Origin of the sequence: Bradyrhizobium sp. CCBAU 25338 (genome assembly GCF_028128965.1) — a bacterium.
Classification (GTDB): Bacteria; Pseudomonadota; Alphaproteobacteria; order Rhizobiales; family Xanthobacteraceae; genus Bradyrhizobium; species Bradyrhizobium liaoningense.
Map to the genome: position 1 here is coordinate 90,152 of NZ_LFKY01000040.1, position 24,200 is coordinate 114,351.

Consider the following 24,200-nt stretch of genomic DNA (forward strand, 5'->3'; position numbering starts at 1 on the left):
GCCGTCCTTCCCGAAAGCCGATATGGGGCTGGCCGAATGGCTCCGCAATCACCAAATGAGGCTTGATCAGGCCCGTTTTCCCTGCCACACGCTCCCGCCATGTCCGACATCGCCATCACCACAGCCGAATCGCCGGCCCGTTCCCCGCTTGCCGCCGAAGTGGCGCGGCGGCGGACCTTTGCGATCATCTCCCACCCTGACGCCGGCAAGACCACTCTGACCGAGAAGCTGCTGCTGTTCGGCGGCGCCATCAATCTCGCTGGCCAGGTCAAGGCCAAGGGCGAGCGCCGCAATACGCGTTCCGACTGGATGAAGATCGAGCGCGAACGCGGCATCTCGGTCGTGACCTCGGTGATGACCTTCGAGTTCGAAGGCCTCGTGTTCAACCTCCTGGACACGCCGGGCCACGAGGACTTTTCGGAAGACACCTATCGCACGCTCACCGCGGTCGATTCCGCCGTGATGGTGATCGACGCCGCCAAGGGCATCGAGGCGCGCACCCGGAAGCTGTTCGAGGTGTGTCGCCTGCGCGACATTCCGATCATTACCTTCATCAACAAGATGGACCGCGAGAGCCGCGACGTTTTCGAGCTGCTCGACGAGATCGAGAAGACGCTGGCGCTCGACACCACGCCGATGACTTGGCCGGTCGGCCGCGGCCGCGACTTCCTCGGTACCTATGACGTCGTCAATGGCGGCGTGCGCCTGCTCGAAGGCGGCGGCGCCAAGACCGGTGCGGCGCAGCAGATCGAGATTGAGGAGCTGGCCAAGCTCAACGCCAATCTCGACGTCGCTGCCGTGAAGGACGAGCTCGAGCTTGTCACGGCGGCATCAAAGCCGTTCGAGCTCGAGGCGTTCCGCGAAGGTCATCTGACGCCGGTTTATTTCGGTAGCGCGCTGCGCAATTTCGGCGTCGGCGACCTCCTGGAAGGCCTCGGCAAGTTCGCGCCCGAGCCGCGTGCGCAGGACAGCGACCAGCGCAAGGTCGAGGCCACCGATCCGCGCATGAGCGCCTTCGTGTTCAAGATCCAGGCCAACATGGATCCGAACCACCGTGACCGCATCGCCTTCGCGCGGCTGTGCTCCGGCAAACTCAGCCGCGGCATGAAGGCGAAGCTCGTGCGCACCGGCAAGAGCATGCCGCTGTCGAGCCCGCAATTCTTCTTCGCGCAGGATCGCTCCGTGGCGGACGAAGCCTTCGCCGGCGACGTCGTCGGCATTCCCAACCACGGCACGCTGCGCATCGGCGATACGCTGACGGAAGGGGAAGATTTCAACTTCGTCGGCGTGCCGAGCTTCGCTCCGGAAATCGTCCGCCGCGTCCGTCTCACCGACGCGATGAAGGCGAAGAAGCTGAAGGAAGCGCTGCAGCAGATGTCGGAAGAGGGCGTGGTGCAGGTATTCCGCCCGCGTGACGGCGCGCCGGCGCTGGTCGGTGTGGTCGGTGCGCTCCAGCTCGACGTGCTGAAGGCGCGGCTCGAGGCGGAATATTCGCTGCCGGTCGAATTCGAGGTCAGCGAATTTCAGCTGGCGCGCTGGGTCTCCTCGGAGGACCGCAAGAAGCTCGACACCTTCATCGCCGCCAACACCTCCAGCATCGCCGACGACGTCGACGGCGATCCCGTGTATCTCGCCCGGAACGAATTCTATCTCGGCTATACCAGGGAGCGCGCCGAGGGCATCGAGTTCAGCAACGTCAAGGACGTCAAGAAGAAGGGGTAGGGTAGCCACGTCCCTCCGCTGTGCAGCCATACCCTCCGCTGTCATGCCCCGGCTTGACCCGGGCATCCAAGAGCGGATTTGAACGCGTATGTGAACGAGCGCAGGCTTGATACGCGCGCGGCCAGTGCCACTTTCCATCGGGATGGGTACTGTGGTTTCGTGGTCATGTGGCGCTCTCTCCTTGTACTCCTCCTTGTGACAATCCTGCCGGCATCGGCCGATGCGTGGCGCCGCCCTCTCGAAGAGGAGCCGTTCTCGTATGAGCCTTGCGGCGGGCCTTTTCAGGGACCTTGCATCACCGAAATTCCATTTCCATTCGGCGAGACTCTCCAGCTCACGGTCGAGAGCGTTCCATCGCAAGCCGACATTGCGAAGTACCGGCGGCCCGATCATGAACTTGATACGATCGGCGACCTCTTCGCTGAATTGCGTTCGTGTTGGTCACCTCCCCCCGCTGACCATGCGCGGGCGGGCATGCAGATGTCGGTGCGGTTCAGCCTCAACCGATCGGGCGGTCTGATCGGCCCGCCGCGCATGACATTTGCGACCGCGGGCGTCCCCGCCGACACCCGCGCGACCTATCTCAATGCCATCAACGCATCGTTGAAGGCCTGCCTGCCGCTGAAATTCACCAGCGGCTTTGGCGGCGCGCTGGCGGGCAGGCCGATCGCGATCCGCTATGTCGACAATCGCGAGCTGGGCAAGTAACCGCGAGGACTCCTCCATCCCTCATCGACACGGCACTTTCGCGGCTCTCACCATGAGGGACACGAGTTGCGAGCGGCGGCCAATCGATGATACCTCAGAGGTGGGGGCTGTGGCCAAAAGGGGAGGATGCCGTGGGTCTGCTGGTCATGATCCTGGGGCTTGCGCTGTTTTTTGCGGCGCATGTGTTCACCACCAAACGCGAGATGCGCGCCCAGGCGATCGCGAGGCTGGGCGAGGGGTCCTACAAGATCCTCTATTCGCTGGTCTCGCTGGCGGGGCTTGCGTTGATCATCTGGGGCTTTGCCCACTATCGCGCCACCGGCTGGATCGACGTCTGGTATCCGCCGAAGGCCATGAAGCACATCGCGCTCGCATTGATGCTGCCCGCGGTCGTCCTGGTGGTGGCTTCATATCTGCGGGGCCGCATCTATGCGACGCTGAAGCATCCGATGCTGGCCGGCATCAAGCTGTGGGCGGCGGCGCATCTGCTCGCCAACGGCGATCTCGGCTCGATCATCCTGTTCGGCTCGTTCCTGGGCTGGGCGGTGTATGACCGTATTTCGCTCAAGCATCGCACCGACGCCGGCGGCCCGCCGATTCCGGTCGGCGGCATCACCAACGATCTGATCGCAGTTGCGGTCGGCATCGTCGCCTATGTGGCGCTGGCGTTCGCATTCCATCCGGTCGTGATCGGTGTTCCCGTCATCGGCGTCTAGCCGGTCAGCACAAGACGAGACCCCGATGTCCATGCGCGGAAGCTAGTAAGAGCAACAAGCCGAGGGCCCTTCGATGGATTGGTCGCATTCGCAGATCCCGCCAATGCGGTACGAGGCGCGCTTTGGCGATCGGGTCGTGCCCGCCTTCCGGGATCGGCCGGCGAGCCTGTGGGCGATGATCGCGGAAGCCTGCGCCCGCAACACCGACGGTGAAGCGCTGATCGCGGGGAATGTCCGCCTGAGCTGGCAGCAGGCCGTGGAGCAGGCCGCACGGATTGCAGCGGGATTTCGCAGGCTCGGATTGCAGCGTGGCGATCGTGTCGCGATCCTGCTCGGCAACCGCATCGAGTTTCCCCTGCTGCTGTTCGCCGCCGCGCATGAGGGGCTGGTGACGGTGCTGCTCGGCACGCGCCAACAGAAGCCGGAAATCGCCTATGTGCTGACCGATTGCGGCGCAAAGATCCTGATCCACGAAGCGGCGCTCGCCGAGCGGCTGCCGGATGCGCAGGATGTGCCCGATGTCATCCATCGCATCGTCGTCGACGACGATCCGGGTCGGTCGCGTTTCGCGGTGCTCGCCGACAACCCGCCGGCGTCTGCCCCGGTCGAGGTGGGCGAGGAGGACACCGCGATGATCCTCTACACCTCGGGGACGACGGGAAAGCCGAAGGGCGCGATGCTGGCCCATTGCAACATCGTTCATTCCTCGATGGTCTTCGTCTCATGTCTGCAATTGACAGAGGCTGACCGTTCCATCGCGGCGGTGCCGCTCGGCCATGTCACCGGCGTCGTCGCCAACATCACGACGATGATCCGCTGCGGCGGCGCGCTGATCATCATGCCCGAATTCAAGGCGGCCGATTACCTCAAGCTCGCCGCGCGCGAGCGCGTCACCTACACGGTGATGGTGCCGGCGATGTACAATCTCTGCCTGCTCCAGCCCGATTTCGACAGCTATGATCTGTCGAGCTGGCGCATCGGCGGCTTTGGCGGCGCGCCGATGCCGGTCGCGACCATCGAGAAGCTCAAGACGAAGATTCCCGGCCTGAAGCTGATGAACTGCTACGGCGCGACCGAGACGACGTCGCCGTCGACGATCATGCCGGGCGAATTGACGGCGAGCTACATCGACAGCGTCGGCCTGCCGTGTCCCGGCGCGCGCATCATTGCGATGGGATCGGACGGACGGGAGCTTCCTCCTGGCGAGATCGGCGAGCTCTGGATCCAGAGCGCCTCCGTCATCAAGGGCTATTGGAACAATCCCAAAGCCACGGCCGAAAGCTTCACCAGCGGGTTCTGGCACTCCGGCGATCTCGGCTCCGTCGATGCGGAAGGTTTTGTCCGCGTGTTCGACCGGCAAAAGGACATGATCAACCGTGGCGGCCTGAAGATCTATTCGGCCGAGGTCGAATCCGTGCTGGCGGGGCATCCCGCCGTGGTCGAGAGCGCGATCATTGCCAAGGCGTGCCCCGTGCTGGGCGAGCGCGTCCACGCGGTCGTGGTGACGCGCAGTCCGGTCGCGGACACCGAGTTGCGGGCCTGGTGCGCGGAACGGCTGTCGGACTACAAGGTTCCCGAAACCATGGCGATCACGGCAGACCCGTTGCCGCGCAATGCCAACGGCAAGGTGCTGAAGCGGCAGCTGCGGGAGCTCCTGGGGGCTTGAGCCGGGCAGCGGCCACGCGGGGCTCTCCCGGGTGGTTAACGCCTTGATCGGGCTCGCTTTGCCTTGCCACCGCCATATCGTTAGGGTACCTCGCGGCCAAGTGGGGACGGGATTCCTGACGCGGACGCTTCGGCGCGCGCACCCGGATGGGCATGGGATTAGCATAAGTGTCTGAATTATTTAACGAAGTCGACGAGGAAGTACGTCGCGAACAGCTCAAGAAGCTGTGGGACAAGTATTCGATTGTCTTCATCGCCCTGATGGTGCTGGTCGTGGCTGGCGTCGGTGGCTGGCGCGGCTACCAATATCTGGAGGCCAAGAAGGCCGCTGAGGCCGGCGCCGCTTTCGAGAAGGCCGTCGAGCTGTCCGAGCAGGACAAGCACGCCGACGCCGAGAAGGCCTTCACCGAGCTCGCCGCCACGGCTCCATCCGGCTATCGCACACTGGCGCGGCTGCGTGCTGCCGCCCAGGCCGCCAGCCGCGATCCCAAGGCCGCCGCGAAGATGTATGACGACATTGCCGCCGATCGCAGCGTCGGTGGGGAGTGGCAGGACCTGGCGAAGATCCGCGCCGCCGGCCTGCTGCTCGACAGCGCCAGCTACGCCGACATGCAGCAGCGGCTGGAGCCCTCCGCCGCGCCGAAATCGACCTTCCGCCACAGCGCCCGTGAGATGCTGGCACTATCGGCCTGGCGCAACAACGACTTGACCGCAGCCCGCAAATGGCTCGACGCAATTGACGGAGACGGCGAAACGCCGCCCGGCCTGCGCTCGCGCGCCGAGGCGCTCCAGGCCCTGCTGCCGCCCGTCGCCAAGAGCTGACGACGGCCCTCTGACTTGAGACGAGACACAAGATGCGCCGCACGCCACGCTTGATCGCAGCCGCCGTCCTGATCGCCCTCACGGGCGTTCTGGGCGGCTGCTCCAGCTTCGATCCAAGCGATATGCTCGACTTCCTCGACACCAAGAAGAAGCTGCCGGGCGACCGCAAGCCGGTCTTCCCGGAGGGCGTGCCGGGCCTCGAGCAGGGCGTGCCGAAGGAGCTGTACAAGGGCACGCAGCAGCAGCCCGATCCGAACGCGCCTGCCGTCGCGGCTCTGCCCGCGGAGCCCCCGCCTGAACCCGCCAGGCCAGCGAAGGGTGCCAAGGCGAAGCAGACGAGGCAGCCAGCCGCAGTGGCGCCGGCTGAAGCGCCCGCCGGCGAGATCGACGGCGAGGCCCAGCCGGAGGCTGCGCCACCCACCGCCGCTCCGCCGCCCAAGCACAAGATCGTCCGCAAGCGCACCACCGCACCGCCGCCGGATCAGCCTGTCCAGCAGGCGCAACCTGCCCAGACCACCCAGCAGCAATCGCAGAGCGCTTTCCCGGCGCCGCTGCCGAGTGGCAGCTTCTCGCGATAGACCATGATCAGGACCCGGAGGGCCGCGTTAGCGCAAAGTGCGAAGCGGTTTTCCAAGAAGATCATGCTCAAACAACAAACCTGAAGCGTGATGAGGATTCATTCCAGCCGCATCGCGCTTTGATAGTCTCATTGCATTGACAGGCGCAGCCCCGGCAGCGCACGAATGACCGATGTCCTTCACAATCGCCATCATCGGCCGGCCCAATGTCGGCAAATCGACGCTGTTCAACCGCCTGGTTGGACAGAAGCTCGCGCTTGTCGATGACCTGCCGGGCGTCACCCGCGACCGCCGCGAAGGCGAGGCCAGGCTCGGCGACCTCCAGTTCACCATCATCGATACCGCCGGCCTCGACGAGGGCGCCAAGGGCTCGCTGACCGCGCGCATGCAGGAGCAGACCGAAACCGCGATCGCGCAAGCCGACGCGCTGTTCTTCGTCGTCGATGCCCGCATCGGTCTCACGCCCACCGATCGCGCCTTCGCCGATTTCGCGCGCAAGGCCAACAAGCCGGTGCTGCTGATCGCCAACAAGAGCGAGGGCAAGCATGGCGATGCCGGCGCGATGGAGGCCTTTGCGCTCGGCCTCGGCGATCCCATCCAGATTTCGGCCGAGCATGGCGAGGGCATGGGCGAGCTCTATGACGCGCTGGCCAAGCTGATGCCGGAGCCCGTCGACGAGGACGACGAGGGCGAGGACGATACGCCGCTCTCGGAGGAGGAGGCCGCGACGCGTCCGATCCGGGTCGCCATCGTCGGTCGGCCCAATGCCGGCAAGTCGACGCTGATCAATCATCTCCTCGGCGAGGAGCGTCTGCTGACGAGCCCGGAGGCCGGCACCACGCGCGATTCCATCGCGGTCGAGATCAACTGGAAGGGCCGCGATTTTCGCGTCTTCGACACCGCAGGCCTGCGCCGGCGCTCGCGGATCGAGGAGAAGCTGGAGAAGCTCTCGGTCGCGGACGCGTTGCGCGCGGTGCGCTTTGCCGAGGTCGTCGTGCTGATGATGGACACGCAGAACCGCTTCGAGGAGCAGGACCTGCGCATCGCCGATCTCATTGAGCGCGAGGGCAGGGCGGTCGTGCTCGCCGTCAACAAATGGGACCTGATGGAGACCAAGGGCGGCGGCGCCATCTCGGGCCTGCGCCGCGATGCCGACCATTGGCTGCCGCAGCTCAAGGGCGTGCCGATCGTCGCCGTCTCAGGCCTGATGGGCGAGGGCATCGACCGCCTGATGCAGGCGATCCAGGACGCCTACGCGGTCTGGAACAGGCGCGTGCCGACGGCCGCGCTCAATCGCTGGTTCGAGCAGGCGATCCAGGCCAATCCGCCGCCGGCGGTGTCCGGCCGCAGGCTGAAGCTGAACTACATCACGCAGAACAAGGCGCGCCCGCCGAGCTTCGTGCTGTTCTGCTCGCGTGCGGACGCGGTGCCGCAATCCTACTTGCGCTACCTCACCAACTCCATGCGCGAGACCTTCGATCTCCCGGGCACGCCGGTGCGCATCACTCTTCGCGAGAAGGCCAATCCTTTCGCGCACAAGCGCAAGCGGCCGTCGTGAGCGACGGCTCCGGCGAGGCGACAGCGCAGGGCGCTGCGCCAGTCCGGCGCGGTGCGGTCGCTCGCGGCGACGGAGACTGCCTGAAACGCCAATGCCCGGGACGAGCCCGGGCATGACGTGTGTGACGTCGCGTAACCGCTACGTGGTCACTTCTTCACCAGCGGGCAGTCGCTGTCCTTGAGCGGCTTGGCCGCGTCTTCAGGCGCGATGGTGGCGACCAGCTTGTAATAGTCCCACGGGCCCTTCGACTCCTCGGGCTTCTTCACCTCGAACAGATAGGCCGGGATGAGGCGGCGGCCGTCGGCGCGCAGCGGTCCCTTGCCGAACAGCGGATCGTCGGTCGGCAGCTCCTTCATCTTGGCGACGACCTTGGCGCCGTCATGCGGATTGCTGCCGAGCGCGTCCATCGCCTTCAGGTAATGCAGGATCTCGGCATAGAGGCCCGCAACCGTCATCGAGGGCATCGAGCCCTTGGGCGAGACCTTCTGGAAGCGCTTCGACCATTCGCGCGTCTGGTCGTTGAGGTCCCAATAGAAGGACTCGGTGAAGGTCAGGCCCTGCGCGGTCTTCAAGCCCAGCGAGTGTACGTCGTTGATGAACAGCAGCAGGGCGGCGAGCTTCTGACCGCCCTGGACAATGCCAAATTCGGCGGCCTGCTTGATCGCGTTGGTGGTGTCGCCGCCCGCATTGGCGAGGCCGATGATCTTGGCCTTGGAGGATTGCGCCTGGAGCAGGAAGGAGGAGAAGTCCGCCGTGTTCAGCGGGTGCTTGACGCCGCCGAGCACCTTGCCGCCGGTGGCGGTGACGACCGCGCCGGTATCACGCTCCAGAGCATGGCCGAAGGCATAGTCCGCGGTGAGGAAGAACCAGCTATCGCCGCCCGCCTTGGTCAGCGCCTTGCCGGTGCCGTTGGCGAGCATGTAGGTATCGTAAGTGAAGGAGACGGTGTTGGGCGTGCAGGCCTTGCCGGTGAGGTCGGCGGTGGCCGCGCCCGAATTGAGCAGCACCGCGTTCTTTTCCTTGACGAGGTTGCTCACCGCGAGCGCAACGCCGGAACTCGGCGTGTCCGCGATGGCGTCGACCTTGTCGGCGTCGATCCATTGCCGGGCAATGTTGACGCCGATGTCGGGCTTGTTCTGGTGGTCGCCGGAGAGGACCTCGATGGTCCAGCCCTTGGCCTTGAGGCCGGAGTCTTCGACCGCCATCTTCACCGCCGCGACCGAATTCGGGCCGCCGATGTCGGCGTAGAGGCTCGACATGTCGTTGAGCACGCCGATCTTGACGGTCTTGTCCTGGGCGTAGGCGGATGTGGCAAAACCGAAAGCGGCGCAAGCAAGAAGCGCCGCGGAGCGGCGTGCGAACGTCGTCGTCATGAAAGGTCTCCTCCAATGTCAAATATGCGGACGGCTCTCTTCCGGAGCCTTGTTTCCGGCTGATGGCTCTAACCTGTCCCGCGGCCGGCGGCAATGCACCTAAAGCCGGATGACGCTGCGTCTTAGCGTCATCCGGCGGTTAACTATTGGGCAAGATGCGTTGAGGCGCTATTTGAGCGCGGCCGATGTCAGCTTGAATTTCCGGATGCGCTTTCCGGTATCGGCCTCGGCGGTATAGACGTTACCCTTGGCGTCAATCGCCATGGTGTCAGTCAGGCCGGCGCGCGGAAGCTCATCAGGGTGCGGGACTTGTAGTCGTAGAACTTGCCGGTCTCGGTCCAGTCAGGCGCGCACATCGGCACGATGAATTCGGCGACCTGTCCGGGCGTGTCGAGCGTCGCGGGATCCTCGCCCGGCATCAGGGTGGCGCGCATGCGCGTGCGGACCGGGCCGGGGTTGAACAGATTGACGCGCAGCTTCGTATTCGCCGTCTCCTGCGCCCAGGCGCGGGCCAGCGTTTCCAGCGCGGCCTTGGACGCGGCGTAGGGGCCGACATAGGCGGTCGCCTTGTTGGCGGCGCCGGAGGTGACGAACACGGCGCGGCCGGCGTCGGACTGCCTCAGCAGCGGCTCCATGCAGCGGATCAGCTGGAAGTTCGCGGAGACGTTGACCGCCATCACGTCGTTGAAGGCCTTCAGCTCGATATGGCCGAGCGGCGAGGAGGGGCCGAGCACGCCGGCATTGCCGACGAGGATGTCGAGCTTGCCGTAGCGCTCGTGCAGGCCAGCGCCCAGCCGCGCGATGCCGTCGGAATCGGTGAGGTTGAGCGGCACCAAAGTGGCGCTGCCGCCGACTTTTCGGATCTCGTCATCGAGCTCTTCCAGCCCGCCCTGCGTGCGCGCCACCGCAACGATATGCGCGCCGGCCTTCGCCAGCGCAATTGCGGTGGCGAAGCCGATGCCGCGCGAGGCGCCGGTGACGAGAGCGATGCGATCAGCGAGGGGTTTTGTCATGGCGGGGTTTTACAGCCGTGGATGGCCGGGACAAGCCCCCATGATCCCGTCATTCCGGCGCGGTCCGCAGGACCGAACCCGGAATCTCGAGATCCCGGGCTCGATGCTTCGCATCGCCCCGGGATGACGCCATTGGTGTCAGCTCGCCTCAGCCAGCAACGACAATTGCCGTGGTTGTGGCTCGGTCTGGGTCTGGTCGGTGAGATGGGTCGGATAGGCGCCGGTGAAGCAGTGGTCCGAGAATTTCGGGTTGGCGGGGTCGCGGCCGGGCTCGCCCATGGCACGGTACATGCCGTCGATCGACAGGAAGGCGAGCGAGTCGGCGCCGATGATCTCGCGCATCTCCTCCAGCGAATGCGTCGCTGCGAGCAGGCCGCCGCGGTCGGGCAGGTCGATGCCGTAATAATCGGGATAGAGGATCGGGGGCGAGGCGAGGCGGAAATGGACTTCCTTGGCGCCGGCATCGCGCATCATGCGCACGATCTTCTTCGAGGTGGTGCCGCGCACCAGGGAGTCGTCGATCAGGATGATGCGCTTGCCTTCGATCGCGGCGCGGTTGGCCGAATGCTTCATGCGCACGCCGGATTCGCGGATCGCCTGCGTCGGCTGGATGAAGGTGCGGCCGACATAATGGTTGCGGATGATGCCGAGCTCGAACGGAACGCCGGAATGCTGGCTGTAGCCGACCGCAGCGGGCACGCCGGAATCCGGCACCGGAACGACGACATCGATCGGCACGTGGCTCTCGCGCGCGAGCTGCGCACCGAAGGCCTTGCGCACTTCGTAGACCGAACGGCCGTGGACGATGGAGTCCGGCCGGGAGAAGTAGATGTATTCGAAGATGCAGGGACGCGGTGCCATCGGCGGGAACGGCTTGTGGATGTCCTGGCCGTTCTCGTCGAACACGATGACTTCGCCGGGCTCGATGTCGCGGACGAAGCGCGCGCCGATGATGTCGAGCGCGCAGGTCTCCGAGGTCAGGATCGGACAGCCGTCGAGATCGCCGAGCACCAGCGGGCGGATGCCGCGCGGATCGCGCGCGCCGACCAGCTTCTTGTTGGTCAGCGAGACCAGCGCATAGGCGCCTTCGATCTCGCGCAGCGCGTCGATATAGCGCTCGATGAAGCGGGCGCGCTTGGAGCGCGCGACCAGGTGCAGGATCACCTCGGTGTCGGTGGTCGACTGCATCATCGCGCCGTGCCGCACCAGCTCGCGGCGCAGCGTCAGGCCGTTGGTGAGATTGCCGTTATGCGCGACGGCGAGGCCGCCGGCATTGAGCTCGGCGAACAGCGGCTGCACGTTGCGCAGGATCGTGGCGCCGGTGGTGGAATAGCGGACATGGCCGACCGCGACATTGCCGGGCAGGCGGTCGATCACCTCGCGGCGGGAGAAGGTGTCGCCGACGAGGCCGAGGCGGCGTTCCGAGTGAAAGCGGCTGCCGTCGTAGGAGACGATGCCGGCCGCTTCCTGGCCGCGGTGCTGAAGGGCGTGAAGGCCGAGCGCGGTGATGGCGGCCGCATCGGGGTGACCGTAGATGCCGAACACGCCGCATTCCTCGCGCAGCGTGTCCCCCTCCAGATCGTCCTGAAGCTCCAGCGCGGCCGGGCCGGGACCGGCGTCGGGATCGAGATCAAGTTGGGCGTCCTGGTCAGGGTGTCGCATCTCGTCCGCGCCTCTCTCTAGGGCTCAATCAACGCGCCGCAGGTTTCTCGATCAGCTTTTTCAGGCTGTCACGAGCAGGTTTACTGTATCCGTCGCCACTGCCCGAAGGCTGCTGCTCGGATTCAGCTTGATCATCATCTGGTTTGTTTTTCTTGAATCTCTTCAAGATGGTGTTCTCGGGGTCGTCAGGCAAGAGGGCCATCAACCAGTCCCCGGTTCCCTGGAGCACCACGCGGGACTTGGCCCCCGTGACCCAGTCCGGACGCTGCTTGTCCGGGACCAGCCAGGTGAAGAACAGGAAAGCGACCACGACGATCAAAAGCCCGCGAGCCAGGCCAAACAGGAAGCCGAGGGTGCGGTCCAGCGCGCCGATCCGCGAATCCAGGATCATGTCGGAGATCCGGACCGTGATCACGGAGACCACGACGAGGGTGCCCACGAACACGCCGGCGACGACGACCACGCTCGCGACCGTGTCGTTGTTGAAATAGGTCTTGGCGGTCGGCAGCAGTTTCGAGAACGAGTACAAAGTCACGATCGCCGCCGCGCCCCAGGCCGCAATCGACAGGATTTCGCGCATGAAGCCGCGGACCATCGCGAGCAGGCCCGAGATCAGCATCACACCGAGCAGGATCAGGTCGAGGAGTGTTACTGGCATCGGCTGGTCTGGTCCGCTCGTACTCTCAAAGGTGCTCAGCGAATCGGTGTTTGGCCGCTGCCTTAAAAGAGGGGCAGACGGCGTTCCCGGCAAGGCCGCAACCACGCAATCCCATGCTGCTTTTGTGACGGCTGTATAGCGGCGGGGGCCGGGGACGTCACCTCCACCTAACCCTCTCCGCGGCGGAATCTTGCCGGTGTGGCATTTTTCTCTGCCGGGGCGTTCGATTCGCCTCGGCGGGAGCCGCGGGCGGCGATCTCGGCCACCAATGTTGTCAGGCTGTTCACCGCATTCAGCGACAATCCGGCATCGCCGCTGGTCTCGCCGCGTGCCGATTCGGGCAGCACGGCGCGCTGGAAGCCGAGTTTTGCCGCCTCCTTCAGCCGCGCCGGGGTCTGCGCCACCGGACGCACCACGCCGGAGAGCGAGATCTCGCCGAAATAAACGGCATCGGTGGGTAACTGCGCATTAACCAACGACGACACCAGCGCCGCAGCGGCGGCGAGGTCGGCCGCGGGCTCGTGGATGCGCAGGCCGCCGGCGACGTTCAGATAGACGTCGTGGCCGGACAGCTTGACCCCGCAATGCGCCTCCAGCACCGCCAGCACCATCGACAGCCGGCTCGGGTCCCAGCCGACCACGGCGCGGCGCGGGGTGCCCAGCGAGGTCGGGGCCACCAGCGCCTGCAATTCGACCAGGACGGGCCTTGTGCCCTCGATGCCCGCAAAGACTGCGGTGCCGGGCGTGCCGAGATCGCGCTCGGACAGGAACAGCTCCGAGGGGTTGGTGACCTCGCGCAGCCCGAGGCCCGTCATCTCGAACACGCCGATCTCGTCGGTCGGGCCGAAGCGATTCTTCACGGCGCGCAGGATCCGGAATTGCTGCGAGCCTTCGCCCTCGAACGACATCACCGCGTCGACCATGTGCTCGACCACGCGGGGACCTGCGATCTGGCCGTCCTTGGTGACATGGCCGACCAGGATGATGGCCGCCCCCGTTTTCTTCGCAAAGCGGATCAGCGCCTGCGCCGAGGCGCGCACCTGCGTCACCGTGCCGGGCGCCGATTCCACCGTGTCGGTCCACATGGTCTGGATCGAGTCGATCACGATCAGCCGCGGCACCGCGCCCTCCGACAGCGTCGAGACGATGTCCTCGACCGAGGTCTCGGCGGCGAGCTGGACCGGCGCGTCCGACAGCCCGAGCCGCTCGGCGCGCAGGCGCACCTGGGCGACCGCCTCTTCGCCGGAGATGTAGACCACGCGGTGGCCGGCGCGCGCCAGCAGGCTGGTCGCCTGCGTCAGTAGCGTCGACTTGCCGATCCCGGGATCGCCACCGACCAGCAGCACCGAGCCGCGGACGAAGCCGCCGCCGGTGACGCGGTCGAGCTCGGTCATGCCTGAGGAGAGGCGCGGAGCATCCGGGCTTTTCCCGGCAAGGCTCTCCAGCGCAAACGTCCGGCCCTTGCGTTTGGACCGGATCGACACCGGCACGCTGCCGCTCGTGTCTTCTTCCGCGAGTGTATTCCACTCGCCGCAGGACTCGCACTTGCCCTGCCAGCGGTTATAGGCCGCGCCGCAGTTCTGGCAGACGAAGGAGAGGGTGCTCTTGGCCATGGGGGGACAGATGAGTCGAGGTTTCAACCTGCTGGATAGCACGGAACGGCGGCCCTGATGGCCGGCGCTTCGATTATCTCAATCCGACACGATAGATATACCGTTCATTAGCTCTGTGCCGCTGTGGCGGGGTTGATTTTGCGAAGTATTAGCGGACGCGGGTCCAACCTCGGAACCGATCGGGGTGGGAATGGAAATGCCGGGATTCCGACGAATATTGCTCGCTGCGGGCATGGCCTGCAGCATTTTCGCGTATGCCGGCGGGAGCCTTGCCAAGCCCCTCGACATCGTCTTCGTCAACCCCGGCAAGACCGGCGAGGTCTATTGGGACATGGTCGCGCAGACCATGCAGGCGGCCGGCCGCAGGCTCGACGCGCATGTCGAGGTGCTGACCAGCGAGCGGAATTACCGCACCATGCAGGAGCTCGGCTTCGGCGTGGTGGCACGTCCCGACAAGCCCGATTTCCTCATCCTGTCGAACGAGGAGTCCGCCGCCGTCCCGATCCTGGAGGCGGCCGAGGCCGCTGGCGTCAAGACGCTGCTGCTCTCGAACACGCTGATCGGCGAGGATGCGGCGCGCCTTGGACCGCCGCGCGAAAAGCTCAAGACCTGGCTCGGCGACATCACGACCGATCTCCAGACCGCGGGTGCACGGATGGCCAACGCGCTGATCGGGGTGGCGCGTGCCGAGAAATCGCAGAGCCCCGACGGCAAGATCCACATTCTCGGAATCGGCGGCGACGAGATCACACCGGCCTCGATTGCCCGTAACGCCGGTCTCAAGCTGGCCGTGGATGCCGCGCCCGACGTCGTGGTGGACCGGCTGCTGTTCGCCAACTGGACGCAGTCGGAGGCCGAGCGGGTCACTGCGAATTATCTGGGCTGGGCTTCTCGCAAGGGAATCCGGCCCGCCGGCATATGGGCCGGAAACGATCCGATGGCGCTCGGCGCGCTCCGCGCGGCCATCGCTGCCGGCCTTGTGCCCGGTCGAAACATCCAGGTGGTGGGTCTCAACTGGTCGGAGGACGCGCTGCGCGAGATCAAGGCGGGTCGTCTGCTCCTGACCGACGGCGGGCATTTCCTGCTTGGTGGCTGGTCGATTGTTCTCCTGCGCGACTATGCCGATGGCTGCGATTTCGCAGCTGTTTCCCCCCGCGTCGAGGTCAAGACGTCGGCGATCACGCGCGACAACCTCGCCTCGGTTGGCGACCTCATCAGGATGCGTGCGTTCGACCGGATCGACTTTGCGCGGTTCAGGGCGAAGGCCGGCCGCTGCGGCCAATATGACTTCTCCCTCGAGGCGCTCATCTCGTCACTGTCGCTTCCCGAAGGCGTTGCGGACTGATGCGCAAGGATGAGGCGATGACCGATCCGGATCGCAACCAGCAGGCGCCGCCGCCGCGCCTGCGCTCGGTCGTTCACGCGATGATCTGGGCTACCGTGCCCGTTCTGCTGCTGGTGCAACTGCTGGCCTCTGCCGGCGTCGAGGCATCGAGCTTCTGGTCGCAGGTCAGGCAGCTCGACGCCCGCATGGTCCGGGTCGCCGAGAGCCGGGCCGAGCTGATCGCCGAACCGCTGTGGAAGATGCGTTACGACCAGGTCACGGGCGTGCTCAACGAGATCATGCACGACGAGACCATCGCGGCGGCGGCCGTCTATGACGATACCGGCGCCGCGATTGCCCGCGTGGTCGCCCGGCCCGACGACCAGCAGGTCGCGGAAGTCTCGCGCCCGATCCACTACAGCAATGGCAACATGGCCGTTCAGGCCGGTCGCATCGCCATCGCTTATTCGCGCGCGACGCTGTACGCGGATGCGGGCAGCCGCCTGGTGCTGCTGCTGGTGGTCGGCCTGCTCGCAACGTTTGCGACCCTGATCGCCATGCGGATCTCCGCCAACATCTTCATCGGCCGGCCGCTGGCGGCCATGATGTCGGCGATCCAGCGCAGCAAGCAGGATGGCCGGGCCTATCCGGCGGACGTCACGTCCTCGAACGAATTCGGCCAGCTCGCGCGCGCCTTCAACGCCATGCAGCACACGACGTCAGGCGCGCTGGATCGGCTCGGGCACATGGCGACGCACGATCCGCTCACGGGGCTGCCGAACCGGCGCTCCCTGACCGAGCGCCTGGCCGTGGCAAGCCGGGACGGAGGCTCGCCGGATACGCTGGTCGCGTTTTGCTTCATCGATCTAGACGACTTCAAGGGCATCAACGACACCTTCGGTCACGACGCTGGCGACAAGTTCCTGGTTCAGATTTCGGAGCGTCTTCGTAGCGCGGTCGAAGCGGAGGACTGGGTTGCACGGCTCGGTGGCGACGAGTTCGTCGTCATTCGTCCCGAGGTGAGCCACGAACAGGCAGCGCACGCATTCGCTCAGCAGGTGCTGGACGCCATCTCCGAGCCCATCCGCCTCCACGACAAGCTAGTGGTGCCGCGCGCGAGCATCGGTCTTGCCGTGCGCCGCGCCGACGATCCGGAGCTGTCGCATCTACCGACGCTCGCCGACATCGCGCTCTATCATGCCAAGAGCAAGGCGCCCGGCACGGTCGCCGTGCTGGACGAGGCGCTTCAGCGCGACTATCGCCGCCGCAGGGACCTCGAGCTCGCCATTCCCACCGGATTCGCCGAGGGGCAGTTCGAGGTTTGGTACCAGAGCCAGGTCGATCTCGAGACTCACGAGGTTGTCGGTCTGGAAGCGCTGATCCGCTGGCGGCATCCTGAGCATGGCGTGATCGGCCCCGGCGAATTTCTGCCGCTGATCGAGCGCAGCGGCAACAATGCGCGGCTGACCCGCTACGTGCTGACCGATGCCTGCCGGGCGTTGCAACGGTTGGCCGCCGCCGGCAGGCCGCAGATCCGGATCGCGATCAATTTGCCGCCGTCCGAGCTTGCCGACCATTCGCTCGCCGCCGAGCTGCGCGCGACCTGTGCGCGCTTCGACGTTGCGGCCTCATCTCTCGAACTCGAGATCACCGAGGGATCGCTGATCAACAACATCGCCAGCGCCTCCGAGACGCTGCATCGCCTGCGGCGCCTCGGCGCCACGATCGCGCTCGACGATTTCGGCACCGGCTACAGCTCGCTCGCTCACCTCAGGCGCTTCCCGCTCGACAAGGTCAAGATCGACAAGGCATTCATCCGGGAGATTCCCGAGAGCGCGGAGGACAAGGCCATCGTCGGAGTGATCGCGTCGCTCGCCGACACGTTGGGGCTGACCCTGGTCGCAGAAGGCATCGAGCGCGCCGAGCAGGCCGAGGCCATGCGTGATATGGGCGTGAGGTTCGGGCAGGGCTTCCTCTATCAGCGGCCGCAGCCGCTCGAGGTCCTGTTGCAATGGCTCCACAGGCAGCCGGCGGCGCCGAGAAGCGGCACCACCGGGAGCCCATCGATCGCGCCGGAATTCGCCGCCTGAGCGTCGCCGTGTTACGGCTGAGCCGCGCTCCAGAGCATCGAGAGGCCGGCTGCGATCATGATCGCGTCCATCACCAGGCGGAACACGTCCGGCCTCAGATGCAGCACGAAGCGTTTTGCGATGAAGGCACCTGACATCAGCGAGGAGCCGGCGATCAGGCCCTTCATGAACACGTCGCCCGTCAGCGCGCCGAAACGCTCGAATGTCACTGATTTCGCGAAGTAGAGGCCGAGCGATGAGGCCGCTTCGGTGGCGAGGAAAGCGCCCTTGCTGAGGCCGTAGAACAGGAACAGCGGCACGCTGAGCGGGCCGGTCGAGACCACGATGCCGGTGAGATAGCCGATGATCGCGCCGCCGACGGCCAGATGCCAGAGATTGGCCTTGAGCTCATGCCGCGCCAGCCAGTGCCGCACCGGCACCATCGCGATCAGGAAGATACCGATGGTGAGATCGACGACGTGCGAGGGCAGCGCCAGCAAGGTCCGCGCACCGAGCGCTGCAGCCGGAATGCCCGTGACCGAATAGGCCGCGCAGGCCCGCCAATCGACCTCACGCCACCAGGCCAGGATCCGCGAGAAGTTCGCCATCACGGAGGCGACGGCCATGATCGGCACGGCCTCCTTCGGCCCATAGGCATAGACCAGCACCGGCATCAGCATGATCGACGAGCCGGTGCCGACGATGCCTGAGATGGTGCCGGCGACGAGGCCGACGCTGAGGACGAAGAGAAAGGCCAAGACAGTCTCCACGAATCGGGAGAGTTTAGCCCCTGGCAGCGATACCGGCGATCCGCGCCAGGCGAGGGAACCTGTGCTGCGCGTGCGCATGCCGGTCTGAGCTCCGTCTCTGAGGCGTTCGGTGCAAGCGGCTTCGCAGCGACAATCGTGCGTCGCGGCGACACGCCGTCACGGAGCATGGAGATCAATTTCGCTCTCTTTGGCCACGGAGTGGCTGAATTTCGGTCTGATCTTGCGGCGCGCCGTGCGAGTTGCCATCATCCATGCAAACCGTGATCATGATGCCGTGACCCTCACGTCTCTCAGAAGCAGCGTCCGCCGCCTTTACGAGGGCGCAACGTCCAGCGGCGTGCGCTTCCGCTATGCGCTGCTCGCCTTCGACATCGTGACGGTGCTGTTCATCATCGCAACCTCATTCCTGCAGCCAAGTGAGATCATTGAAACGCTCGATGTCCTGTTCGGCGTCATGCTGCTTGCCGACTTCTCGGCTCGGCTCCTCGTCGATCGGCATCCGTTTCGAAAATTCACCGAAATCGCAACGTGGGCCGACATGGTTGCGATCGTATCCTTCCTGGCGCCGCTTGCCGGCGAGGCGGGCGGTTTTCTCCGGATCCTGCGAACCTTGGGGCTGCTACGTGACTACCAGATGCTGGTGAGGTTGCGCATCGATTCTCCGTTCTTTCGTCGCAACGAAGACGTCATCTTCGCCGTCACGAACCTGGCAGTCTTCATATTCGTCATGACCGGGATCGTTTACGAGACTCAGAAGTTTCGCAACGACGAGATCCGGAACTATGCCGATGCCCTGTATTTCACCGTCACGGCACTGACGACGACCGGCTTTGGCGACATTACCCTGTCGGGCACGGTCGGTCGTTTGATAACCGTCGTGATCATGATCTTCGGCGTAACGCTGTTCTTCAATCTCGCCCGCGCGCTCCTCAGTCCCAACAAGGTGCGATTTCCGTGTCCGGCTTGCGGGCTCCAGAGGCATGACGCCGATGCGGTGCATTGCAAGGCCTGTGGAACTCTTCTCAACATTCCGGATGACGGGGCAGTCTGAAGAGCTCTCGCTGCCGGCGACGCCGTCAATGCGTGCTTGCTCGACGATTTCGATCTGGATGCGGTGCCTGTGAACGTCATCGACGGCAGGAAGTTGTGGTGAGGGTCACCGCAGCACCACCCATGCCGGCGCGTGATCGCTCGCGCCATCCTCGGCGCGGATCTTCCTGTCGACGCCGGCTTTTGCCAGGCGCGGGGCGAGGGCAGGGCTGAGCAGGAGATGATCGAGCCGCAGCCCTGCGTCGCGCGGCCAGCGGTTTCGCTTGTAGTCCCAGAACGTGTAGATGCGCTCGCCCGGGTGTAGCTCGCGGATCGCGTCGCACCAGCCTTGTTCGACCAGCGATGCAAAGGCCGCGCGGCTCTTCGGCTGGATCAGCGCATCCTTGTCCCACGAGCGCGTCGGGTAGATGTCGATCTCGGTTGGCGCCACGTTGTAGTCGCCGGCGAGCACGACGGGCAGATCCTGCTTGATGAACGTCTTGGCGTGGCGCTTGAGCCGCGCGAACCAGTCGAGCTTGTAGTCGAATTTCGGCCCCGGCTGCGGATTGCCGTTGGGCAGGTAGATGCTGGTGACGATGATGCCGCGCACGGCGGCTTCGATGTAGCGGGCTTCGAGATCGCCAGGCTTTCCCGGCAAGCGGTCGCGGGTGAGAATGGGCTCGGCATTGCGGGCCAGGATGGCGACGCCGTTCCATGTCTTCTGTCCACACCAGACCGCGCCGTAGCCGGCCTTTTCGATCGCAGCCGCCGGAAATTCGCCATCACTTGCCTTCAACTCTTGAAGCGCGACGACATCGGGCTTTGCGACGCGCATCCATGCCAACAGATTGGGCAGGCGGCGGTTGATGTTGTTGATGTTGAATGTCGCGATCTTCATGTAGAGCTACCGGCTCCTGCCTTCCGTCACCGGAGATACAATGTCCAAATTGAGCTTTGTTGCCATCGCACTCGTCGTCGCGTTCTCCGGAGGCGCATCGGCACAATCGTCCGATCCGCGCGGTGCGTGCAAGGCGGACTACGACAAATTCTGCGCCGGCATCGCGCCGGGCGGCGGCCGGGTCGTCGCCTGCCTCAACGGCAAGCGCGACCAGCTCAGCGACACCTGCAAGGCGGCGCTGGACAGTCGGAAGAAGTAAGCAGGGCAGCCAATCTCGCGTCGCGGACAAGCCGCGGCGCGAAAGCGATGCGGCGCAGAGCCAGGCCCGGAAAGCGAGAAGCGGCGTCGATCAGGTCGGCAGAGGCGGTGGGCTTGCGGGCTGCTCGATTGGCGGCGGTGGGAGCGGCTGCTCGGCTCCCGTCGGCAGCGCCGGCCGTTCCAGCGGCTCCACCACATCGCCGCCTTTGTAGACGCGGGCATAGCGGTGGCCGAGGCTGGTGAGCACCTCGTAGCCGATCGTGCCGAAATGGTGCGCGAGCTCGTCGACGGTGATGCCGTCGCCGAGCAGCGTCACCATGTGACCGCGCCGCGCCGCGTTCGGCGGCAGGTCGGTGATGTCGATGGCGATGAGGTCCATCGAGATGCGGCCTGCGATCGGGCAGCGCTTGCCGGCCACGATGACGTCGGCGCCGCGGGTGCCGTCATTGGAGCTGGCGGCACGGAAATAGCCGTCGGCATAGCCGACCGCGATGATCGCAAGTTTCGTCGGCCGCCGCGCAGTCCAGGTGCCGCCATAGCCGACGCTCTCGCCGCGCTCGACATTGCGGATCTGCACGATGCGCGCCTTGAGCTCGACCACCGGCTGCATCGGATTGTCGGCCTCCGGCGTCGGGTTGACGCCGTAGAGCGCAGCCCCCGGTCGGACCAGGTCGAACTGGAATGGCGCGCCGAGGAAGATGCCGGAGGAATTGGCGAGGGCCGCCGGGACGCCCGAGAACTCGCTTGCAATGCTGCGGAAGGTCGCGAGCTGCTTGGCATTCATGGGGCTGTTGAGCTGCTCGGCCGAGACCAGATGGCTCATCACCAGCGTGATGCCGTGATCGCCGGCGTTGATGCGGGGGATGATGGCCTGCGCGTCCGCAAGCGTCAGGCCGAGCCGGTTCATGCCGGTGTCGATGTGAACAGCCGCGCCCCCGGTCCAGCCGCTGCGGCGGCAGAATACGTCCCATTCGGCTAGCTCGTTCAGATCGCCGATCACCGGACGGCAATTGATCTTGGCGTAGTGCTCGCCGGTGTTCTGGAAATAGCCTCCGAGCACGTAGATCGTGGGCTCCGGAACGGCCGCGCGCACCTTGCGCGCCTCCTCGAGGGTGGCGACGAAGAAGGTCCTGCAGCCCGCTTTGCTCAGCGCCCGTGACACCTGCTCGGCGCCGCAGCCATAGGCGTCGGCCTTGATCACCGCCGAGCATTCGGCCGGCACCGCCGTCTTCTCGAGCTTGCGCCAATTGGCGATGATGGCATCGAGATCGACGGTCAGCACGCCGCCATAGGCCGCGAGCGCGGCAGCCTGATTGGCCTCTGCGGAGGGAAGACCGGATTGCGGGATCGTTTTCGGGTCGGACGCCATTGTCATGGCGCCGTTTTACGCAAGAGGCAGGTCCGGTTCAACCCAGGGAACAATCTAGTAGTCGCTGCGATCCGGCAGCTGGCCGTCATGCGCGAGGTCGCCGAAGCGCGTGACCGAGGAATCGAAGTGCAGCTCGACCGTGCCGGTCGGGCCGTGGCGCTGCTTGCCGATGATGACTTCGGCCCGGCCCACCGTGCGTTCCATGTCGGCCTGCCATTTGGCGTGTTCCTCGGTACCGGGACGCGGCTCCTTCATGGCGAGGTAATATTCCTCGCGGAACACGAACAGCACGACGTCGGCGTCCTGCTCGATCGAACCGGATTCGCGCAGGTCCGAGAGCTGTGGCCGCTTGTCGTCGCGCGATTCGACCTGACGCGAGAGCTGCGACAGCGCGATGACGGGGACGTTGAGCTCCTTGGCCAGCGCCTTGAGGCTGGTCGTGATCTCCGTGATTTCCTGCACGCGGCTGTCGTTGGCGCGCTTGCTGGAGCCGGACAGAAGCTGGATGTAGTCGATCACGAGGAGGTCGAGGCCCTTCTGGCGCTTGAGCCGGCGCGCGCGCGCCATCAGCTGCGCGATCGAGAGGCCGCCGGTGGCGTCGACGTAGAAGGGCAGCGACTGCAGCTCGATCGAGACCTGTCGGATCTTCTCGAAATCGGCTTCCGAGATGCCGCCGCGCCGGATGTGGGAGGAGGGAATGCCGGTGCGCTCGGCCACGATACGCGTGGCGAGCTGGTCGGCCGACATTTCGCAGGAGAAGAAGCCGATCACGCCGCCATTGGCGGCCTTCATGGTGCCGTCGGCCTGCAGCTCCGGAACATAGGCTTGCGCGACGTTGTAGGCGATGTTGGTCGCCAGCGAGGTCTTGCCCATGCCGGGACGTCCGGCGACGATGATGAGGTCGGAGTGCTGCAGGCCGCCCATCTTGGTGTCGAGGTCGCGCAGGCCCGTCGAGATGCCCGACAGCTTTCCGTCGCGCTGGAACGCCTTTGCCGCGAGATCGACCGCGACCGTCAGCGCCTGCGAGAATTTCTGGAAGCCGCCGTCATAGCGGCCGGATTCGGCGAGTTCATAAAGCTTGCGCTCGGCGTCCTCGATCTGCGCCCGTGGCTGGAAGTCGACCGGTGCGTCGTAGGCGACGTTGACCATGTCCTCGCCGATGCCGATCAGGTCGCGCCGCAACGACAGGTCGTAGACGGTGCGGCCATAGTCCTGGGCGTTGATGATGGTGGTGGCTTCGGCGGCGAGCCGCGCCAGATATTGTCCGATGGTCATGCCGCCGACATCGGTATCGGCGGGCAGGAACGTCTTCAGCGTGACGGGCGTCGCGATCTTGCCCATCCGGATCAGGCTGCCGGCGGTCTCGAAGATCGTCTGGTGTAGCGGCTCGAAGAAATGCTTCGCCTCCAGGAAGTCGGAGACGCGGTAGAAGGCGTCGTTGTTGACCAGGATCGCGCCCAGAAGGCTCTGTTCCGCCTCGATATTATGCGGCGCGCTCCGATAGGCGGGAGTCCCGGCATCGGGCGCGAGTTTGAGAACGTTCGAATCAGTCAGGGCCATGGTCGGACGTGCTTAGCAATTTTCTTGGGCAGATGCGGGGCCGGGATAAAGCGCCGCCGCAGGCGAAAGCGGAAGCAAAAGCTGACCGCTATCAACCGCTCAGTTAAAATGGTGGATGATTAGCGGTCGCAGCATGCGCCGCGCTTGACGGATTTCCGCGGACCTCGCGCGGCGGAAGCGGCCGCGCCATCGAAAAATACCGGAACCCATGAACCCTATCGACGGGCGCGCAGACGTATGGAGAGCGCGCGAAATGACGCACGCTGGCCGCGGCCGGTTCGGTTCAGACCAGCAGGAGGTAGACCAGCGCAACCAAGGCGGCCCCGACGCCGGTGACGATCAGGGCATAATCGGTACGGAGGTCGTCCGGCACGTCCAATGAGGTTCGGGTCTCTTTGCTCATGGTGACGGTCTAAGACAGCCCTGACCAGACTTATGTGAAGCAGATCACATCTCCCCGGATTCTTTCGGGGATCATGCGGAACAGCCAGGCCGGCCGGGGATTGTCCATTTCCGCGCCAACAGAGACATGAGGCGAGCGATGCAGCCAGAACGGCAGCACCAGAACTGGCGAAGCGAGGCTGGCAGCCGGCTTTGGCTGTCCGGGCTGATCGCGGCCATGGAGCACGCGGAACGGCCTGACGTCCGTCGCCAGCCGGTCGCACCCGAGATCCTGCTGCAGCTGCGCGCGCAACTGGCGCTAAGGGCCGCTTTCCGGACCTCCCTGATGTCGACCTTGCGTCACTAAAGCATGATCCGGAAAAGTGCGCAGCGGTTTTCCGAAAAGATCATGCTTAAACAACAACCTAAAGCGCGATGACGATTCATCCTAATC

At 65.3% G+C, this 24,200-nt stretch carries 21 protein-coding genes; 12 read left to right on the plus strand and 9 right to left on the minus strand.

The genetic code is table 11. The annotated features are described in order from the left end of the window. The first annotated feature begins 99 nt into the window (after nt 1-99). From ACM42_RS24795 to der, 7 genes are all read left to right on the plus strand, one after another. A complete protein-coding gene (locus ACM42_RS24795) occupies nt 100-1,722 on the plus strand; it encodes a peptide chain release factor 3 (RefSeq protein WP_271530359.1) in 1,623 nt (540 codons plus the stop codon). 165 nt (nt 1,723-1,887) lie between these two features. Continuing rightward, complete coding sequence (locus ACM42_RS24800) at nt 1,888-2,430, plus strand: hypothetical protein (protein ID WP_271530720.1); 543 nt, start codon at nt 1,888-1,890, stop codon at nt 2,428-2,430. 131 nt (nt 2,431-2,561) lie between these two features. Beyond that, the gene (locus ACM42_RS24805) at nt 2,562-3,146 is read left to right on the plus strand and encodes an NnrU family protein (RefSeq protein WP_271530361.1); all 585 of its coding nucleotides are present in this window, start codon (nt 2,562-2,564) and stop codon (nt 3,144-3,146) included. Between the two features lie 73 nt (nt 3,147-3,219). Next, entirely contained in the window at nt 3,220-4,812 is a 1,593-nt protein-coding gene (locus ACM42_RS24810) for a class I adenylate-forming enzyme family protein (protein ID WP_271530362.1), read from the plus strand. 167 nt (nt 4,813-4,979) lie between these two features. Then, entirely contained in the window at nt 4,980-5,633 is a 654-nt protein-coding gene (locus ACM42_RS24815; RefSeq protein ID WP_271530363.1) for a tetratricopeptide repeat protein, read from the plus strand. 32 nt (nt 5,634-5,665) lie between these two features. Next, nucleotides 5,666-6,211 (plus strand): hypothetical protein, encoded by a 546-nt coding sequence (locus tag ACM42_RS24820; protein ID WP_271530364.1) that lies wholly within the window; start codon nt 5,666-5,668, stop codon nt 6,209-6,211. A 172-nt stretch (nt 6,212-6,383) separates the two neighbouring features. Further along, nucleotides 6,384-7,769 carry a ribosome biogenesis GTPase Der gene (gene der, locus ACM42_RS24825; RefSeq protein WP_271530365.1) on the plus strand — a complete coding sequence of 462 codons (1,386 nt, stop codon included), beginning with the start codon at nt 6,384-6,386 and terminating at the stop codon, nt 7,767-7,769. A 146-nt stretch (nt 7,770-7,915) separates the two neighbouring features. Here the strand turns inward: der and ACM42_RS24830 are convergent, their stop codons facing one another. From ACM42_RS24830 to radA, 5 genes are all read right to left on the minus strand, one after another. Continuing rightward, on the minus strand, nt 7,916-9,142 hold the full coding sequence (locus ACM42_RS24830) for an ABC transporter substrate-binding protein (RefSeq protein ID WP_239623216.1): 1,227 nt from the start codon (nt 9,140-9,142) through the stop codon (nt 7,916-7,918). Nucleotides 9,143-9,414: 272 nt separating this feature from the next. Beyond that, nucleotides 9,415-10,155, minus strand: a complete 741-nt coding sequence (locus ACM42_RS24835; RefSeq protein ID WP_271530366.1) for an SDR family NAD(P)-dependent oxidoreductase — start codon at nt 10,153-10,155, stop codon at nt 9,415-9,417. 138 nt (nt 10,156-10,293) lie between these two features. Continuing rightward, nucleotides 10,294-11,817: an amidophosphoribosyltransferase gene (purF, locus tag ACM42_RS24840; protein WP_131871524.1), complete on the minus strand. Its 1,524-nt coding sequence runs from the start codon at nt 11,815-11,817 to the stop codon at nt 10,294-10,296. 28 nt (nt 11,818-11,845) lie between these two features. Then, a complete protein-coding gene (locus tag ACM42_RS24845; protein ID WP_018317599.1) occupies nt 11,846-12,475 on the minus strand; it encodes a CvpA family protein in 630 nt (209 codons plus the stop codon). A gap of 167 nt (nt 12,476-12,642) precedes the next feature. After that, nucleotides 12,643-14,088 (minus strand): DNA repair protein RadA, encoded by a 1,446-nt coding sequence (gene radA, locus ACM42_RS24850; protein WP_239623219.1) that lies wholly within the window; start codon nt 14,086-14,088, stop codon nt 12,643-12,645. 232 nt (nt 14,089-14,320) lie between these two features. On the opposite strand from radA, the gene ACM42_RS24855 reads away from it, so the two are divergent. Further along, nucleotides 14,321-15,433: an ABC transporter substrate-binding protein gene (locus ACM42_RS24855; protein WP_271530367.1), complete on the plus strand. Its 1,113-nt coding sequence runs from the start codon at nt 14,321-14,323 to the stop codon at nt 15,431-15,433. After that, a complete protein-coding gene (locus tag ACM42_RS24860; protein WP_271530368.1) occupies nt 15,433-17,502 on the plus strand; it encodes a putative bifunctional diguanylate cyclase/phosphodiesterase in 2,070 nt (689 codons plus the stop codon). The genes ACM42_RS24855 and ACM42_RS24860 overlap by 1 nt, the downstream gene beginning before the upstream one ends. 11 nt (nt 17,503-17,513) lie before the next feature. On the opposite strand, the gene ACM42_RS24865 is transcribed toward ACM42_RS24860, so the two are convergent. Then, nucleotides 17,514-18,239 (minus strand): sulfite exporter TauE/SafE family protein, encoded by a 726-nt coding sequence (locus tag ACM42_RS24865; RefSeq protein ID WP_271530369.1) that lies wholly within the window; start codon nt 18,237-18,239, stop codon nt 17,514-17,516. Between the two features lie 286 nt (nt 18,240-18,525). Between ACM42_RS24865 and ACM42_RS24870 the strand changes: the two genes are divergently transcribed. Next, on the plus strand, nt 18,526-19,302 hold the full coding sequence (locus ACM42_RS24870) for a potassium channel family protein (protein ID WP_271530721.1): 777 nt from the start codon (nt 18,526-18,528) through the stop codon (nt 19,300-19,302). Nucleotides 19,303-19,407: 105 nt separating this feature from the next. Here ACM42_RS24870 and ACM42_RS24875 read toward each other — a convergent pair whose 3' ends face one another. After that, complete coding sequence (locus tag ACM42_RS24875; protein WP_271530370.1) at nt 19,408-20,178, minus strand: exodeoxyribonuclease III; 771 nt, start codon at nt 20,176-20,178, stop codon at nt 19,408-19,410. Nucleotides 20,179-20,218: 40 nt separating this feature from the next. Here ACM42_RS24875 and ACM42_RS24880 point away from each other — a divergent pair, with 40 nt between their 5' ends. Beyond that, nucleotides 20,219-20,437, plus strand: coding sequence for a cysteine rich repeat-containing protein (locus ACM42_RS24880; RefSeq protein ID WP_061876693.1), 219 nt, complete (start codon nt 20,219-20,221; stop codon nt 20,435-20,437). A 90-nt stretch (nt 20,438-20,527) separates the two neighbouring features. On the opposite strand, the gene alr is transcribed toward ACM42_RS24880, so the two are convergent. Both alr and ACM42_RS24890 read right to left on the minus strand, forming a co-directional pair. Next, nucleotides 20,528-21,805: an alanine racemase gene (gene alr, locus ACM42_RS24885; protein WP_271530722.1), complete on the minus strand. Its 1,278-nt coding sequence runs from the start codon at nt 21,803-21,805 to the stop codon at nt 20,528-20,530. A gap of 54 nt (nt 21,806-21,859) precedes the next feature. Beyond that, nucleotides 21,860-23,365 (minus strand): replicative DNA helicase, encoded by a 1,506-nt coding sequence (locus ACM42_RS24890; RefSeq protein ID WP_028178051.1) that lies wholly within the window; start codon nt 23,363-23,365, stop codon nt 21,860-21,862. Between the two features lie 541 nt (nt 23,366-23,906). Between ACM42_RS24890 and ACM42_RS24895 the strand changes: the two genes are divergently transcribed. Then, nucleotides 23,907-24,113 (plus strand): transcriptional regulator, encoded by a 207-nt coding sequence (locus ACM42_RS24895; RefSeq protein WP_271530371.1) that lies wholly within the window; start codon nt 23,907-23,909, stop codon nt 24,111-24,113. Nucleotides 24,114-24,200: the final 87 nt, after the last annotated feature.

Bases quoted from the DNA above. Each gene is read 5' to 3' on its own strand.
- ACM42_RS24795 (WP_271530359.1), top strand. From the start codon at position 100: ATGTCCGACATCGCCATCACCACAGCCGAATCGCCGGCCCGTTCCCCG.
- ACM42_RS24800 (WP_271530720.1), top strand. From the start codon at position 1,888: ATGTGGCGCTCTCTCCTTGTACTCCTCCTTGTGACAATCCTGCCGGCA.
- ACM42_RS24810 (WP_271530362.1), top strand. From the start codon at position 3,220: ATGGATTGGTCGCATTCGCAGATCCCGCCAATGCGGTACGAGGCGCGC.
- ACM42_RS24820 (WP_271530364.1), top strand. From the start codon at position 5,666: ATGCGCCGCACGCCACGCTTGATCGCAGCCGCCGTCCTGATCGCCCTC.
- der (WP_271530365.1), top strand. From the start codon at position 6,384: ATGTCCTTCACAATCGCCATCATCGGCCGGCCCAATGTCGGCAAATCG.
- ACM42_RS24830 (WP_239623216.1), bottom strand. From the start codon at position 9,142: ATGACGACGACGTTCGCACGCCGCTCCGCGGCGCTTCTTGCTTGCGCC.
- ACM42_RS24835 (WP_271530366.1), bottom strand. From the start codon at position 10,155: ATGACAAAACCCCTCGCTGATCGCATCGCTCTCGTCACCGGCGCCTCG.
- purF (WP_131871524.1), bottom strand. From the start codon at position 11,817: ATGCGACACCCTGACCAGGACGCCCAACTTGATCTCGATCCCGACGCC.
- ACM42_RS24845 (WP_018317599.1), bottom strand. From the start codon at position 12,475: ATGCCAGTAACACTCCTCGACCTGATCCTGCTCGGTGTGATGCTGATC.
- radA (WP_239623219.1), bottom strand. From the start codon at position 14,088: ATGGCCAAGAGCACCCTCTCCTTCGTCTGCCAGAACTGCGGCGCGGCC.
- ACM42_RS24855 (WP_271530367.1), top strand. From the start codon at position 14,321: ATGGCCTGCAGCATTTTCGCGTATGCCGGCGGGAGCCTTGCCAAGCCC.
- ACM42_RS24860 (WP_271530368.1), top strand. From the start codon at position 15,433: ATGCGCAAGGATGAGGCGATGACCGATCCGGATCGCAACCAGCAGGCG.
- ACM42_RS24875 (WP_271530370.1), bottom strand. From the start codon at position 20,178: ATGAAGATCGCGACATTCAACATCAACAACATCAACCGCCGCCTGCCC.
- ACM42_RS24880 (WP_061876693.1), top strand. From the start codon at position 20,219: ATGTCCAAATTGAGCTTTGTTGCCATCGCACTCGTCGTCGCGTTCTCC.
- alr (WP_271530722.1), bottom strand. From the start codon at position 21,805: ATGGCGTCCGACCCGAAAACGATCCCGCAATCCGGTCTTCCCTCCGCA.
- ACM42_RS24890 (WP_028178051.1), bottom strand. From the start codon at position 23,365: ATGGCCCTGACTGATTCGAACGTTCTCAAACTCGCGCCCGATGCCGGG.
- ACM42_RS24895 (WP_271530371.1), top strand. From the start codon at position 23,907: ATGCAGCCAGAACGGCAGCACCAGAACTGGCGAAGCGAGGCTGGCAGC.